At 65.9% G+C, this 14,804-nt stretch carries 11 protein-coding genes; 10 read left to right on the forward strand and 1 reads right to left on the reverse strand.

What is annotated here, in order from left to right; genetic code table 11:
* The first annotated feature begins 93 nt into the window (after nt 1-93).
* The 6 genes from ACDH77_RS06305 to ACDH77_RS06330 all read left to right on the forward strand — a co-directional run bounded on the left by ACDH77_RS06305 (nt 94) and on the right by ACDH77_RS06330 (nt 7,006).
* Nucleotides 94-1,599, forward strand: coding sequence for a CoA-acylating methylmalonate-semialdehyde dehydrogenase (locus tag ACDH77_RS06305; protein ID WP_218488362.1), 1,506 nt, complete (start codon nt 94-96; stop codon nt 1,597-1,599).
* 10 nt (nt 1,600-1,609) lie between these two features.
* Complete coding sequence (locus tag ACDH77_RS06310) at nt 1,610-2,791, forward strand: acyl-CoA dehydrogenase family protein (RefSeq protein WP_219196783.1); 1,182 nt, start codon at nt 1,610-1,612, stop codon at nt 2,789-2,791.
* The gene (locus tag ACDH77_RS06315) at nt 2,788-3,585 is read left to right on the forward strand and encodes an enoyl-CoA hydratase (protein WP_372353770.1); all 798 of its coding nucleotides are present in this window, start codon (nt 2,788-2,790) and stop codon (nt 3,583-3,585) included. Before ACDH77_RS06310 ends, ACDH77_RS06315 begins: the two co-directional genes overlap by 4 nt.
* Nucleotides 3,585-4,772: an enoyl-CoA hydratase/isomerase family protein gene (locus ACDH77_RS06320; protein WP_372353771.1), complete on the forward strand. Its 1,188-nt coding sequence runs from the start codon at nt 3,585-3,587 to the stop codon at nt 4,770-4,772. Before ACDH77_RS06315 ends, ACDH77_RS06320 begins: the two co-directional genes overlap by 1 nt.
* A 150-nt stretch (nt 4,773-4,922) precedes the next feature.
* The gene (mmsB, locus tag ACDH77_RS06325; RefSeq protein ID WP_031421779.1) at nt 4,923-5,825 is read left to right on the forward strand and encodes a 3-hydroxyisobutyrate dehydrogenase; all 903 of its coding nucleotides are present in this window, start codon (nt 4,923-4,925) and stop codon (nt 5,823-5,825) included.
* A 215-nt stretch (nt 5,826-6,040) separates the two neighbouring features.
* Nucleotides 6,041-7,006: a cation diffusion facilitator family transporter gene (locus ACDH77_RS06330; protein ID WP_029818966.1), complete on the forward strand. Its 966-nt coding sequence runs from the start codon at nt 6,041-6,043 to the stop codon at nt 7,004-7,006.
* 216 nt (nt 7,007-7,222) lie between these two features.
* On the opposite strand, the gene ACDH77_RS06335 is transcribed toward ACDH77_RS06330, so the two are convergent.
* Nucleotides 7,223-9,301, reverse strand: a complete 2,079-nt coding sequence (locus ACDH77_RS06335; RefSeq protein ID WP_218540219.1) for a 3-hydroxyacyl-CoA dehydrogenase NAD-binding domain-containing protein — start codon at nt 9,299-9,301, stop codon at nt 7,223-7,225.
* Nucleotides 9,302-9,537: 236 nt separating this feature from the next.
* Between ACDH77_RS06335 and rpoE the strand changes: the two genes are divergently transcribed.
* The 4 genes from rpoE to lepA all read left to right on the forward strand — a co-directional run bounded on the left by rpoE (nt 9,538) and on the right by lepA (nt 14,718).
* Entirely contained in the window at nt 9,538-10,158 is a 621-nt protein-coding gene (gene rpoE / locus ACDH77_RS06340; protein ID WP_003488227.1) for an RNA polymerase sigma factor RpoE, read from the forward strand.
* Nucleotides 10,155-11,051 (forward strand): RseA family anti-sigma factor, encoded by an 897-nt coding sequence (locus ACDH77_RS06345; protein WP_218195491.1) that lies wholly within the window; start codon nt 10,155-10,157, stop codon nt 11,049-11,051. Before rpoE ends, ACDH77_RS06345 begins: the two co-directional genes overlap by 4 nt.
* Nucleotides 11,052-11,160: 109 nt before the next feature.
* Entirely contained in the window at nt 11,161-12,738 is a 1,578-nt protein-coding gene (locus tag ACDH77_RS06350; protein ID WP_109290631.1) for a DegQ family serine endoprotease, read from the forward strand.
* A 189-nt stretch (nt 12,739-12,927) separates the two neighbouring features.
* The gene (gene lepA, locus ACDH77_RS06355) at nt 12,928-14,718 is read left to right on the forward strand and encodes a translation elongation factor 4 (RefSeq protein WP_008576898.1); all 1,791 of its coding nucleotides are present in this window, start codon (nt 12,928-12,930) and stop codon (nt 14,716-14,718) included.
* Nucleotides 14,719-14,804: the final 86 nt, after the last annotated feature.

Below are 14,804 nucleotides of genomic sequence, written 5' to 3' on the forward strand. Positions count from 1 at the left end.
AATCGCGGGCTGGGAATGGAGGGTGTCGATGCAAACAATGCGAAGTATTGGCCTGCAACGGCCCGATGTCCTTCTCAACAAGCGAGCCCTGCAATGAGCCAGTCCGTCCCCCGCGTCTCCCTGTTGATCGATGGCGAAATGGTGGCGTCCGCCAGCACGCAGTGGCAGGACGTGGTCAACCCGGCCGACCAATCGGTGTTGGCCCAGGTGCCGTTCGCCACCACCGCCGAAGTGGATGCCGCAGTGGCGGCGGCCAGCCGCGCCTTCGTGACCTGGCGCAAGACGCCGATTGGCACCCGGGCGCGTATTTTTCTCAAATACCAGCAGCTGATCCGGGAACACATGCCCGAACTGGCTGCGCTGCTCAGCGCCGAGCAGGGCAAGACCCTGGCCGATGCCGAAGGCGATGTGTTCCGTGGCCTGGAAGTGGTGGAGCACGCCGCGGCGATCGGCAACCTGCAACTGGGCGAGCTGGCCAACAACGTCGCCAACGGCGTGGACACCTACAGCCTGCTGCAGCCGTTGGGCGTGTGCGCGGGCATCACCCCGTTCAACTTCCCGGCCATGATTCCGCTGTGGATGTTTCCGATGGCGATTGCGACCGGCAACACCTTCGTGCTCAAGCCCTCCGAGCAAGACCCGATGGTGACCATGCGGCTGGTGGAACTTGCGCTGGAAGCCGGCATTCCCAAGGGCGTGCTCAACGTCGTGCATGGCGGCGAGGAAGTGGTCAATGCGCTGTGCGATCACCGCGGCATCAAGGCGTTGTCGTTTGTCGGTTCCACCAAGGTGGGCACGCACGTTTATCAACGTGCCTCGCTGGCCGGCAAACGCGTGCAATGCATGATGGGCGCCAAGAATCACGCCGTGGTGCTGCCCGACGCCAACCGCGAGCAGACGCTCAATGCGATGGTCGGTGCCGCGTTCGGCGCCGCCGGGCAGCGCTGCATGGCCGCCTCCACGCTGGTCCTGGTCGGTGACGCCCGTACCTGGATTCCGGAGTTGGTGGCCAAGGCCAAGAGTTTGAAGATCGGCGCCGGCAACGCGCCGGGCACCGAGGTCGGTCCGCTGATTTCCTGCGCCGCACGCGAGCGGGTGGAAGGCTTGATCGCCTCCGGCGTGGAGCAGGGCGCCACCCTGGAACTGGATGGCCGCGCGCCACAGGTGCCGGGTTTCGAGCAGGGCAACTTTGTTGGCCCGACCATCTTTTCCGGCGTCAAACCCGGCATGCGGATCTACGACGAAGAGATCTTCGGGCCGGTGCTGGTGATTCTGGAAGCCGCCACGCTGGACGAGGCCATCGCCTTGGTCAACGCCAACCCCAACGGTAACGGCACGGCGCTGTTCACCCAGTCCGGCGCGGCTGCGCGGCGTTTCCAGGAAGACATCGATGTAGGTCAGGTCGGCATCAACGTGCCGATTCCGGTGCCGGTGCCATTGTTTTCCTTCACCGGCTCGCGCGCTTCCAAGCTCGGCGACCTGGGCCCGTACGGCAAGCAGGTGGTGATGTTCTACACCCAGACCAAGACCGTGACCGCGCGCTGGTTCGACGATCAGACGCTGGCCCATGGCGTCAACACCACCATCTCCCTCAAGTGACCCGATCGCCATGAATGCAGCCATCCAGCTCCACCCCAACGCGGCCGATTTGAACGATGAGCAGGAAGCCTTCCGCGCTGCCGCGCGCGACTTCGCCGACAAGGAACTCGCCCCGCATGCAGCGCAGTGGGACGCAGAAGGTCACTTCCCGCGCGAGGCCATCGCCAAGGCCGCCGAGCTCGGCTTTTGCGGTCTCTACACCGACGAAGGCGTGGGCGGCCTGGGCATGCGCCGCCTCGATGCCGCAGTGGTGTTCGAAGAACTGGCCACGGTGGATCCATCCACCTCGGCGTTCATCAGCATCCACAACATGGCCACCTGGTTGATCGCCAGCTACGGCACCGAGACGGTGCGCGCGCAGTGGGGCCAGGCGATGACCAGCGGCGCCAAGCTGGGCTCGTACTGCCTGACCGAACCGGGCAGCGGCTCGGATGCGGCATCGCTGAAATCGCGCGCCCAGCGCGACGGCGACAGCTATGTGCTCAATGGCAGCAAAGCCTTCATTTCCGGCGCTGGCGCAACCGACGTGCTGGTGGTGATGGCACGCACCGGCGAAGACGGTGCGCGTGGCATCAGCGCCTTCGTGGTGCCGGCCGATGCGCCTGGCATCAGCTACGGTCGCAAGGAAGAGAAAATGGGCTGGAACAGCCAGCCGACGCGCGGTGTGAGCTTCGAAAACGTGCGTATTCCGGCCGAGAACCTGCTGGGCAGGGAAGGCGAAGGTTTCAAGATGGCGATGAAGGCGCTGGATGGTGGCCGCATCAATATCGCCGCATGTTCGTTGGGCGCCGCGCAAGGCGCGCTGGATGCCGCGCGTCGCTACATGGGCGAGCGGCGCCAGTTCGGCAAGAAACTGGCCGATTTCCAGGCATTGCAGTTCAAGCTGGCCGACATGGCCACGCAGCTGGTGGCCGCGCGGCAGATGGTGCACACCGCCGCGCGCAAGCTCGATGCCGGCAGCCACGACGCCACCGTGTGGTGTGCGATGGCCAAGCGCTTCGCCACCGATGCCGGCTTTGCCATCTGCGACGATGCCTTGCAGATCCATGGCGGCTACGGCTATATCCGCGAATACCCGATCGAGCGTTTGCTGCGCGATAGCCGCGTGCACCGCATTCTGGAAGGCACCAACGAGGTGATGCGCATGATCGTGGCGCGTCACCTGCTCAATGGCGAGGAGGAATTGCGATGAGCGATTGGGAAGGATGTCTCCATACCGGTCTGCAGGTCGAGCGCGATGGGCACGTGGCCATCGTGACCTTGAGCAACCCACCGGCCAACACCTGGACCGTGCACAGCCTGGCGGCCCTGCGCGACCTGGTGCGCGCACTGGATGCCGACCGCAGCATCTATGCGTTGGTGATCACCGGCGAAGGCGAGAAGTTCTTCAGCGCCGGGGCCGATCTCAAGCAGTTCGCCGACGGCGACAAGGCCAATGCACGCCAGGCCGCGCGCCGGTTCGGCGAAGCATTCGAAGCCTTGAGTGCGTTCCGCGGCGTGTCGATTGCCGCCATCAACGGCTATGCGATGGGCGGCGGGCTGGAGTGCGCATTGGCTTGCGATCTGCGCATTGCCGAGCAGCATGCACAGCTCGCGTTGCCCGAAGCCAGCGTTGGCTTGCTGCCGTGTGCCGGTGGCACCCAGAACCTGCCGCGTCTGGTGGGCGAGGGCTGGGCCAAGCGCATGATCCTGTTGGGCGAACGTATCGATGCGGCAACCGCGCAGCGCATCGGCCTGGTGGAAGAGGTGGTCGGCAAGGGCGAGTCGCGCGCGCTGGCGGTTGCCTGGGCGCAACGTGCCGGCAAGCAGAGCCCGGTCAGTGTGGCGGCGTGCAAGCAGCTGGTGCAGTCCACGCGCCATGGCACCCACGCAGCGGCGTTGATTGCCGAGCGCGAAGCCTTCGTCGATCTGTTCGAGCACGCCGATCAGGCCGAAGGTGTGGCCGCGTTTCTGGACAAGCGCGCGCCGCAGTGGAGCAACCGCTGATGGGGCAGGTCAGCGCAACCGACGAGGCACCGGTGCTGTTCGAGCAGCGTGCGTGCGCCGATGGGCATCGCATCGGCATTGCCACCTTGAATGCGCCCAAGACGCTCAACGGCCTGTCGCTGCAGATGACCCGGCAACTGGAGACGCAGTTGCGCGCGTGGGCCGACGACGCGCAGATCACGTGCGTGGTGTTGCGTGGCGCCGGCGAAAAAGCGTTCTGTGCAGGTGGCGATCTGCATGGCCTGTACCAGAGCATGCGTGCGCACCGCGATGCAGTGCCCGACAGTGCAGCGCGACGCGCAGCGCCGCAGGCCAACGCGCAGGCGGCCGCATTTTTCGAAGAGGAATACCGGCTCGACTACCGCATCCATACCTATCCGAAGCCGCTGCTGTGCTGGGGCCACGGCATCGTGATGGGCGGTGGCATCGGCTTGATGTCCGGCGCCAGCCATCGCGTGGTCACCGAACGCTCGCGACTTGCCATGCCGGAGATCAGCGTGGGGCTGTTTCCCGATGTGGGTGGCAGCTGGCTGTTACGCCGCGTGCCCCAGGGGGCCGGCCTGTTTCTGGCGCTGACTGGCGCGCCGCTGGATGCCAGTGATGCCATTTACGTGGGGCTGGCAGATGTGCGCCTGGAGCATGCGCAGTACGCAGCAGTGCTGGATGCGCTGAGCGCGCACGCATGGACAGGCAATGCGGACAACGACCGCACCCAGCTCAGTGCATTTCTGCATGGCATCGCGCAACCGACCGAGCCGGGCCCGCTGCAAGTCCACGCACAGTTGATCGAACAGTTGGTGGCCGGCGAATCACTGGAGCACGTTGTCGCTGCGATCCTCGCGCTGCAAAGCGAAGACGGCTGGCTGCAGGCTGCACGTGCCACCTTGGCCGCGGGTGCTCCGGGCTCGGCACGCCTTGCCTGGGAGCTGCATCGCCATGCGGGCACCACGACGTTGGCCGACACCTTCCGTACCGAATACGTGGTCGCATTGCATGCGGCGGCGCACGGCGATTTTGCCGAAGGCATCCGCGCGCTGTTGATCGACAAGGATCGTCAACCGCACTGGCAACCGGCGTCGCTGGAAGCAGCCGATGCGCAGTGGGCCGCAGCCTTCTTTGTTGCGCCCTGGTCGCCTGCATCGCATCCGCTTGCCGATCTGGGGGCAGGCGAGCTGGGTGTGCAGTGAGTGGCTGGCAATTTGCGAAGCACGTTCGGCTCACGTCGGATTGCAGTGCGGTTGCCATCTCTGACCTGCGTCGTCGCAGCTGAAAACCGGCGGTGGCTCCGCGCGCCCAATCCGCGATGATCCCGGCCATCTGTTGAAGATGGTCCTATTTTGGAAACCGACACCATGAGCAAGATCGCTTTTATCGGCCTGGGCAATATGGGCGGGCCAATGGCTGCCAATCTGATCAAGGCCGGGCATCAGCTGCGGGTATTCGATCTCGCACCGGCCGCCCTGGAGGCTGCCTCGGCGGCTGGTGCGCATGCTGCCAGCTCCGCGCAGGACACGCTGGCCGATGCCGAGGTCGTGATCTCGATGCTGCCTGCAAGCCGCCACGTCGAAGGTGTGTACCTGGGCGAATCCGGCATCCTGGCGCAGATCCCGGATGGCGCCCTAGTCATCGACTGCAGCACCATCGCGCCGGTGTCTGCGCGCAGGGTGGCCGATGCGGCCAAGGCGCGTGGCCTGACGATGCTCGACGCCCCGGTCTCCGGTGGCACGGCCGGGGCTGCAGCCGGCACGCTGACCTTCATCGTCGGCGGCGCTGCCGATGCGCTGGAGCGCGCCCGCCCGGTGCTGCAGGCCATGGGCAAGAACATCTTCCATGTCGGCGACAACGGGGCAGGGCAGGTCGCCAAGCTATGCAACAACATGGCCCTGGGCGTGATCATGGCCGCCACCGGTGAAGCGCTGGCGCTTGGCGTCGCGCAGGGCCTGGACCCTGCGGTGCTGTCGCAGATGATGGCGGTCAGTACCGGCCGCAGTTGGGCTACCGAGGTGTGCAACCCGTGGCCCGGCGTGCTGCCCAATGCGCCGGCGTCGCGTGGGTATAGCGGCGGCTTCGGCAACGACCTGATGCTCAAGGATCTGGGCCTGGTTGCCGAATCGGCGGTGCAGGCCGGCGTCTCGATTCCGCTCGGTGAGCTGGCGCGCAACCTGTATGCGATGAACAGCCAGGCAGGCAACGGGGCGCTGGATTTTTCCAGCGTGGTCAAGCTGGTCGCCAAGATATAACAGGCGATTCGCTCGCGCCGCGGAGTGTTGGATTGGCGGTGCGAGGGGGCATGCTTCCAGAGCGTGACTTCTTTCGCCCCGCAAATAGCGCAACCACTGCGCCTTGTGCGGCCCGCTGCACGACTCGCGTGATGTGATGTCATTACGCGCAGGTGTAATAGTCTCCGCCATCGCGTGCGCCTAAGGTGCGCGCATTGCAGCAGGCCACGACACCCATGGGACACGACCACAACCACGCACCCAGCGAAATCCGTCACGAAGCCCCCTTGTGGTGGGCACTGGGGTTGACCGCCACCTTCCTGCTGGCAGAGATCATCGGCGCATTCGTGACCAACAGCCTGGCGCTGCTGTCCGACGCTGCGCATATGGCCACCGACACCGTCGGCCTGATGATCGCGCTGGTCGCGGTGCGCTTGAGTCGTCGTCCGGCCGACGCGCGTCGCACCTATGGCTATGTGCGGCTCGAAGCGCTTGGCGCACTGGCCAATGGCGCGCTGTTGTTCGTAGTGGGTGGCTACATCCTGTGGGAGGCCGCGCAACGCTTCCGCGCTCCGCAGGACATCGCGTACAGCGGCATGCTGCTGATCGCCGGCTTCGGCCTGGTGATCAATCTGGTCGCCATGAAGCTGCTGCACGCCGGCAGCGGCGAAAGCCTTAACGTCAAGGGTGCCTATCTGGAGGTCTGGAGCGACATGCTCGGCTCGGTGGCAGTGATCATCGGTGCCCTGCTGATCCGCTGGACCGGCTGGCAATGGATCGACCCGGTGCTGGCCGTGCTGATCGGCCTGTGGGTATTGCCGCGCACCTGGGTGTTGCTGCGCGAGGCGATCAACGTGTTGCTCGAAGGCGTGCCCAAGGGGATCGACCTGGCCCAGGTGCAGCAGGCACTCACCAGCCATCCCGGCGTCGAAGACGTGCATGACCTACACGTCTGGGCGCTGGCCTCCAGCACGCCCGCGCTCACAGCGCACGTGGTGGTCAATGAGGCCACCGACCGCGACCGCCTGCGTGATGCGCTCGGCGCCCTGTTGCACGACCGCTTCGACATCGCCCACGTCACCTTGCAGGTGGAAAGCGGCCACTGCGGCACTGAACCCTGCGGCACACCAAAGCCGGCTGCAGACGCTGGCCATGACGCGCACCATGGGCACAGTCATGCGCATGGGCATTCCCATCATTAACCTCTGGTAGCAGCAGGTCGGCAGGTCGTCGAATCAGCGCGTTTCGACCTGCGCAATCCACCGCACCTGTCCGGCCCTGGCGCGACATATCCAGATCGACTCCGACTGCCAGGTAATCGGTGCCAGCATCTGCACGCTGCGGTCTTGGCGCAAAAAAGAAGGCTGCCAACGGCAGCCTTCTTGCAAATTAGACTTGTCGATAGATGCCTGCCGGCCTCAGGCCACCGCTTCCCGCAACAACGGCGAGTCCCAACCCGGGCGCGGCGCGAAGCGTTCGCCATAGCGTGCATGCAGCGCGTGCAGGCGCTCCAGCAGCGCGTCTGCGCCGACGCTGCGGATGTACTGGATCGGGCCGCCACGGAAAGGTGCGAAGCCTGTGCCGAAGATGACCCCGGCGTCCAGCAGGTCTGCGTCGGCCACCACGCCATCGTGCAGGCAGGCCACCGCTTCGTTGAGCAGCGGCAGGATCAGGCGGTCTTCCAAATCCGCCGGTGCGGTGTAGCCGCTGGCAACCTCGGGTTTGACGGCGCGTCCGTTCTCCCACTTGTACAGGCCCTGGCCGTCCTTCTTGCCGCGCTTGCCGGCTTCCACGGTCGCCAGTGCCGCCGGGATGGGCAAACGCAGGAACGGCGCCAGCTCCGCGCCTACGCCCGCCGCCACATCCAGGCCCACGGTGTCGATCAATTCGATCGGCCCCATCGGCATGCCGAACTTCACCGCCGTCTTGTCCAGCACCGGGCCAGGAATGCCTTCGGCATACGCGGTGGCCGCCTCGAGCAGGTAGGGGAACAGCACCCGGTTGACCAGGAATCCCGGCGTGCCGGCCACCGGCACCGGGAACTTGTCCAAGGCCTTGCAGAACGCAGCCAGGCGCGCGACGTTGGCCGGATCCAGACCATCGTGCTGCACGATTTCCACCAGCGGCATCATCGCCACCGGGTTGAAGTAGTGCAGGCCGGCAAATTGCGCCGGGCGCTGGATGTGGCCACGCAATTCGGTCAGCGGAATCGACGAGGTATTGGTCGTCAGCAAGGCATCCGGCTTGAGTTGCGGCTCGATCGATTGGTAAAGATCGCGCTTTGCCTGCGGGTTTTCGATGATCGCCTCGATCACCAGGTCGGCCTGCGTCACGCCCGCGCCGGTCAGGTCGCCACGCAGCCGCGCGGCCACTGCCGGGCGCTTGGCGTCGTCCTTGACGCGCTTGGCGAACAGCTCGCCACCACGTGTCAGCGCCGTATCGATAAAACGCTGCTCGCGGTCCTGCAACGTGACCTCGAAGCCCTTGTAAGCCGCCCAGGCCGCGATATCACCGCCCATGACGCCGGCGCCGATCACATGCACATGGCGAATCGGGGCCGCCGCACCGGCTGCGTCCTTGCCGCCCAGCGCTTTCAGGCGCTCGGTCAGGAAGAAGATGCGGATCAGGTTGCGTGCGGTCGGCGTGCTGGCAAGTTTGACCACCGCCTTGCGCTCGGCCGCCAGGCGCGCCTGGATGCCGCTGCCGCCGGCCCGCTCCCAGACGTTGATCAGGGCGTAGGGCGCCGGGTAATGCTCCTTGCGCGCCTTGCGCGCCACCTGCTTGCGCATCTGCGGCGCCAGTAGTTTGCGCGCGAGCAAGGTATTGGTGGCCCACGCAGTGGCGCGCTGCTTGAGCGCACGCGTGGTGCCGGCGAGCGCCAGGCTGGCTGCCACATCCACCAGCACGGCAGGCGCGGCGACCTTGTCGACCAGCCCCATCGCGCGCGCAGCCTTGGCCGATACCGTGCGGCCGGTGAGCATCAGATCCATCGCGGCCGGCGCACCGATCAGGCGCGGCAAGCGGGCGCTGCCGCCCCAGCCGGGGAAGATGCCCAGCTTGGTTTCCGGCAGCCCGATGCGGGTGCTACCGTCATCGGAAGCCACGCGGTAACGGCAGGCCAGCGCGATTTCGGTACCGCCGCCCATGCAGAAGCCATGAATCGCCGCGACGGTCGGGCAGGGCAGTTCGGCCAGCTTCTGGAAGACCTGCTGCCCGCGATGGATCGCATCGTTGACCGTACCCTTGCGATCGAATTCCTGGAATTCCTTCAGATCGGCGCCGGCGATGAAGCCGTTGGGCTTGCCCGAGCGCAGCACCACGCCCTTTGGCGGATCCAGTGCCAGCCGCTCGACCACGGCGCCCAGCTCCAGCAGCACCTCCTGCGAAAATGCGTTGACCGGTGCGCCCTGCCGATCGAGGCTGAGCACCACCACGCCGTCCTCGCGCAGATCGGCCTGCCAATGGCTGAATCGGAGCCCGTCGAAACCTGGAAGCATGCGTCTGGCCGTCCGGCAATAGAAGGAAAGGTCGTTATCATCCAGAGGTTGTTTCCTTCACGTCAAATACCCATACCTGTCGACAGGGGAGATCCGTGCGTTGCGCGCGGCGTCGCCAGCGGTGCATCGCTGCCGCTACCCTGATGCGTGACGGTCGTACGGATCGGTATGAACTTTTCTTTTCAATGGCGGTCTCATTGCCCGACTTCGGTGGGCTGACAGGAGTGCGGCCCGACATGGCCGAAGTCGATACACCTCAGGAGCTGGACCTGGAACTGGTCCGGCGCGTGCAGCGCGGCGAAAGCGCAGCGTTCGATGTGCTGGTGCGCAAATACCAGCATCGGATCGTTGCCTTGATCGGGCGCTACATCGCCGACTGGAGCGAATGCCAGGACGTTGCCCAGGACACGTTCGTGCGTGCCTACCGCGCGATCAACAGTTTTCGTGGCGACGCCCAGTTCTATACCTGGCTGCACCGCATTGCCGTCAACACTGCCAAGAACCATCTGGTTGCGCACAACCGCCGCCCGCCCACCGACGACATCGAGATCAGCGATGCCGAGCAATTCGATGGAGCGACCCGGTTGCGCGACACCGATACCCCGGAGCGTGAATTGATGCGACAGGAGCTGGAACAAACGGTGATGCGCGCGGTCCAAGCGCTACCGGAAGAACTTCGGTTGGCCATCACCCTGCGCGAGGTGGAGGGCCTGAGCTACGACGAAATCGCGCAAAAGATGGATTGCCCGATCGGAACGGTGCGCTCGCGCATCTTCCGGGCGCGCGAGGCCATCGACATCGAGCTGCGGCCTCTGCTGGAGACCGAAAGCGCTACCCGTGAGCGACACCGCGTATGAACCAGAACCCTGCCATGTCCACCACCGACAAATTCGAGCTTCACTATCGCCAGCAGCTGTCTGCGCTGGTCGACGGCGAGTTGAGCGCCGACGAGTCGCGCTTCCTGCTGCGCCGTCTGGCCCACGACGAAGAATTGGCCGGCTGCCACGAGCGCTGGCAGTTGTGCGGCGATGTGCTGCGCGGTGCGGCCAGTGCGCCGGCGCCGCTGGATTTTGCGGCGCGTGTGCGCAGCGCCATTGCCGAGGAGCCGGCACCGCAAGCGCAACCGGCGACCCGCCCTGGCGCACGTTGGCGCTGGGGCGGCGGTGCAGCGATTGCCGCCTCGGTCGCGGCAATTGCCTTGTTCCTGGCGCGCGAGCGCCTGCCCGACACCACCGCGCCGGGTGCTGCAACAACCCCCGTCTATGCCACCGCTGCGCAGCTTCCGCCCGCCTCGCAAGCGCCGCAGGGACCTGAGGCACCGAAGGTGCCGGCGGCGCCGGCTCCTGGGACGCCGGATGAGGTGGCCGCGCTTGCTGCAGCCGTGCCTGCCGCTGCGCTGGCGTCTACCCGGCGCGGCGCGGCAACGCGCAATCAGCAGGTCGCACGCAGTGCGGCTGCGCGTCAGCAGCAGGCGCCGACCCGTATGGTCGCTGCGGCAGCACCGGCATCGACGGGCACTGCATCTGCGGTTGCGGCGACGCCGTCCAACCCGTTCACGCATCCGGATACCACGCTGCAGGCACGCCCGTGGCCGCGCGCGGCCCTGTCCGGGGCTGGCGAAAGCTCGCTCAATGCCAGTTTCCGCCAGAGCCAGCCCGGCACGGCGTTCTATCCGTTCGAACCCGCGCCACAGGCCGTTACCAGCCCGGCGCCGAACCGGCCGGCGCCGGCGCAGGCCCCGCAGGACTGACCCTGTCGCCGGCCTTCATCCGTTCGGCAATCTCCCTCCCGTTATCGTGCCGGGCCCGTGTTGCTACGCGGGTTCTGGCCCCTGTCGCCCTGCCATCGGAGGCAACCTGATGAACCATCGCATCCGCAACCAGATGTTCGGCCTGATCGCCATGACCCTGCCGCTGGCCGCCTGCGCGCAGCAGCCCGCACCTGCTGCCAAGGACCTCGCCCCGATTGCCGCCAACCGCAGTGCCACGCCGGCGCCGCAGCTGGTGGCGGGGCTGCCGGACTTCACCAATCTGGTCGAGCAGGTCGGCCCGGGCGTGGTCAATATCGAAACCACCATCACCCGCAAGGACGCCATGGCACGTCAGCAGCGCAGCGGCCCGGGTGGTCGCGGTGGTGGCGCGATGCCCGATGACGATCAGATGCCGGAATTCTTCCGCCGCTTCTTCGGGCCGGATTTCCAGATGCCGGGCGGTCCGCGGCAGGGGCCGGGTGGCGGCGATGACGACGGCGGCATCGCCGGCAAGTCGATGGGCTCGGGCTTCATCATCTCGGCCGACGGCTATGTGCTGACCAACCACCACGTGGTCGATGGCGCCAGCGAGGTGACCGTCAAGCTCACCGACCGCCGCGAATTCAAGGCCAAGGTGGTGGGGAGTGACGAGCAATACGACGTGGCGCTGCTGAAGATCGAGGCCAAGGGCCTGCCGACCGTGCGCCTGGGCGATTCCAACACGCTCAAGCCGGGGCAGTGGGTGGTGGCGATCGGCTCGCCGTTCGGTCTGGATCACTCGGTCACCGCCGGCATCGTCAGCGCCACCGGCCGTAGCAATCCCTACGCCGACCAGCGCTACGTGCCCTTCATCCAGACCGACGTGGCGATCAACCAGGGCAATTCCGGCGGCCCGCTGCTCAATACGCGTGGCGAGGTGGTCGGCATCAATTCGCAGATCTTCTCCGCGTCGGGCGGCTACATGGGCATCAGTTTCGCGATCCCGATCGACCTGGCCTTCAGCGCGGCCGAGCAGATCAAGGCCACCGGCCACGTGAGTCGCGGCATGCTGGGCGTGGCGGTCGGCCCGATCGACTCGCTCAAGGCCCAGGGCCTGGGCTTGCCGGACAGCCGTGGTGCCTTGGTCAACGACATCCCGGCCGGTAGCCCGGCAGCCAAGGCCGGCATCGAGGTGGGCGACGTGATCCGTGCAGTGAATGGCAAGTCGATCGACGTCGCCAGCGATCTGCCGCCAATGATCGGGCTGATGGCGCCTGGCACCAAGGTAACCCTGGACGTCTTGCGCGACGGCAAACCGCGCAAGGTGACGGTCACCCTTGCACCGTTGCAGGACGGCGGCGAGAACGCCGCACCGCGCACCGCCGCCGATGAGGCCAAGCCCAGCGCCCCGGCCAGCGTGGAATTGCTCGGCCTGCAAGTTGCCGACCTGACCGCCGCCGAGCGCAGCCGTCTGGGCCTGGAGGCGGGCGAGGGCGTGCGCATTGCGGCGGTCACCGGCGCGGCGGCGCGCAGCACCCAGCCGCCGCTGTCGCCGGGCCTGGTCATCGCCCGCGTTGGCCGGACCAAGGTCGGCAGCGTCGCCGAACTCAACCGCGCCCTGTCCAGCTACAAGAAGGGCGACGTGGTCATGCTGCTGGTGACTGACGGCAAGGCGACCAGCTACGTGGCCTTGAAGGCCGGCGGCTAAGGGCGGCCGGGATTGGGGATTTGGGATTCGGGATTGGCAGCAGCGGGTCCGCGCTACGCGGCCCCCCTGCTTTTGCGATTCCCGAATCCCGATTCCCAATTCCCGGCCCCAGAGGGGTCGGCCGTGCGATAATGCTGCGTTACCCTGACGACGGCTGCGCCGGCGCCCACCTCAATGTCCTCTGATTCAATGCGGAATATCCGCAACTTCTCCATCATTGCCCACGTCGACCACGGCAAATCCACCCTGGCCGACCGCATCATCCAGCTGTGCGGTGGCCTGCAGGCGCGCGAGATGGAAGCCCAGGTGCTCGACTCCAACCCGATCGAGCGCGAACGCGGCATCACCATCAAGGCGCAGTCGGTGTCCCTGCCGTACACGGCAAAGGACGGGCAGACCTACCACCTGAATTTCATCGACACCCCCGGGCACGTCGACTTCTCCTACGAAGTCAGCCGCTCGCTGGCTGCATGCGAAGGTGCGCTGCTGGTGGTGGATGCCGCGCAGGGCGTGGAAGCGCAGTCGGTGGCCAACTGCTACACCGCGGTGGAGCAGGGGCTGGAAGTGGTGCCGGTGCTCAACAAGATCGACCTGCCCACCGCCGATGTCGACCGCGCCAAGGCCGAGATCGAAGCGGTGATCGGCATCGATGCCGAAGACGCGGTCGCTGTCAGCGCCAAGACCGGTCTGAACATCGATCTGGTGCTGGAAGCGATCGTGCATCGCATCCCGCCGCCGAAGCCGCGGGAGACCGACAAGCTGCAGGCGTTGATCATCGATTCCTGGTTCGACAACTACCTGGGCGTGGTCTCGCTGGTGCGCGTGATGCAGGGCGAAATCAAGCCCGGCAGCAAGATCCTGGTGATGTCTACCGGGCGCACCCATCTGGTCGACAAGGTTGGCGTGTTCACCCCCAAGCGTAAGGAACTGCCTGCGCTGGGCGCCGGTGAAGTGGGCTGGATCAACGCGTCCATCAAGGACGTGCACGGCGCCCCGGTCGGCGACACCCTGACCCTGGCGGCCGACCCGGCGCCGCACGCCTTGCCCGGTTTTCAGGAAATGCAGCCGCGCGTGTTCGCCGGCCTGTTTCCGGTCGATGCCGAGGATTACCCGGATCTGCGCGAAGCGTTGGACAAGTTGCGCTTGAACGATGCCGCGCTGCGCTTCGAGCCGGAAAGCTCCGAAGCGATGGGCTTCGGCTTCCGCTGCGGCTTTTTGGGCATGCTGCACATGGAAATCGTGCAGGAGCGCCTGGAGCGCGAGTACAACCTGGACCTGATCAGCACCGCCCCCACCGTGGTGTATGAGGTGCTCAAGACCGATGGCACGGTCATCAACATGGACAACCCGGCCAAGTTGCCGCAGTTGAACCTGGTGCAGGAAATCCGCGAGCCCATCATTCGCGCCAACGTCCTCACGCCCGAGGAGTACATCGGCAACATCATCAAGTTGTGCGAGGAAAAGCGCGGCACCCAGATCGGCATCAACTACCTGGGCAGCCAGGTACAGATCAGCTATGAGCTGCCGATGGCCGAAGTGGTGCTGGACTTCTTCGACAAGCTCAAGTCGGTCAGCCGTGGCTATGCCTCGCTGGATTACCACTTCGTGCGGTTCGATGCCGGCCCGTTCGTGCGCGTGGACGTGCTGATCAACGGCGACAAGGTCGACGCGTTGTCGTTGATCGTGCACCGCAGCCACGCCGATCGTCGCGGCCGCGAGCTGTGCGAAAAGATGAAAGACCTGATTCCCCGGCAGATGTTCGACGTGGCGATTCAGGCCGCGATCGGCTCGCAGATCATCTCGCGCTCCACGGTCAAGGCGATGCGCAAGAACGTGCTGGCCAAGTGCTATGGTGGCGACGTTTCGCGCAAGAAAAAGCTGCTGGAGAAGCAGAAGGAAGGCAAGAAGCGCATGAAGCAGGTCGGCCGCGTGGAGATTCCACAGGAAGCCTTCCTGGCCGTCCTGCAGATGGACAAGTAGCAGGGATTCGGGATTCGTCATTCGGGATTGGCAACGGCTTGCCCATCCTCTTGCTCTTACTAATCCCCAATCTCAAATCTCGAATC

Origin of the sequence: Xanthomonas axonopodis pv. maculifoliigardeniae (assembly GCF_041519315.1) — a bacterium.
Taxonomy (GTDB): Bacteria; Pseudomonadota; Gammaproteobacteria; order Xanthomonadales; family Xanthomonadaceae; genus Xanthomonas; species Xanthomonas euvesicatoria.

What these genes read in the sequence shown, in the direction of transcription:
- ACDH77_RS06310 (WP_219196783.1), top strand. Translation starts at nt 1,610, where the DNA reads ATGAATGCAGCCATCCAGCTCCACCCCAACGCGGCCGATTTGAACGAT.
- ACDH77_RS06330 (WP_029818966.1), top strand. Translation starts at nt 6,041, where the DNA reads ATGGGACACGACCACAACCACGCACCCAGCGAAATCCGTCACGAAGCC.
- rpoE (WP_003488227.1), top strand. Translation starts at nt 9,538, where the DNA reads ATGGCCGAAGTCGATACACCTCAGGAGCTGGACCTGGAACTGGTCCGG.
- ACDH77_RS06350 (WP_109290631.1), top strand. Translation starts at nt 11,161, where the DNA reads ATGAACCATCGCATCCGCAACCAGATGTTCGGCCTGATCGCCATGACC.
- ACDH77_RS06345 (WP_218195491.1), top strand. Translation starts at nt 10,155, where the DNA reads ATGAACCAGAACCCTGCCATGTCCACCACCGACAAATTCGAGCTTCAC.
- ACDH77_RS06335 (WP_218540219.1), bottom strand. Translation starts at nt 9,301, where the DNA reads ATGCTTCCAGGTTTCGACGGGCTCCGATTCAGCCATTGGCAGGCCGAT.
- lepA (WP_008576898.1), top strand. Translation starts at nt 12,928, where the DNA reads ATGCGGAATATCCGCAACTTCTCCATCATTGCCCACGTCGACCACGGC.
- ACDH77_RS06320 (WP_372353771.1), top strand. Translation starts at nt 3,585, where the DNA reads ATGGGGCAGGTCAGCGCAACCGACGAGGCACCGGTGCTGTTCGAGCAG.
- ACDH77_RS06315 (WP_372353770.1), top strand. Translation starts at nt 2,788, where the DNA reads ATGAGCGATTGGGAAGGATGTCTCCATACCGGTCTGCAGGTCGAGCGC.
- ACDH77_RS06305 (WP_218488362.1), top strand. Translation starts at nt 94, where the DNA reads ATGAGCCAGTCCGTCCCCCGCGTCTCCCTGTTGATCGATGGCGAAATG.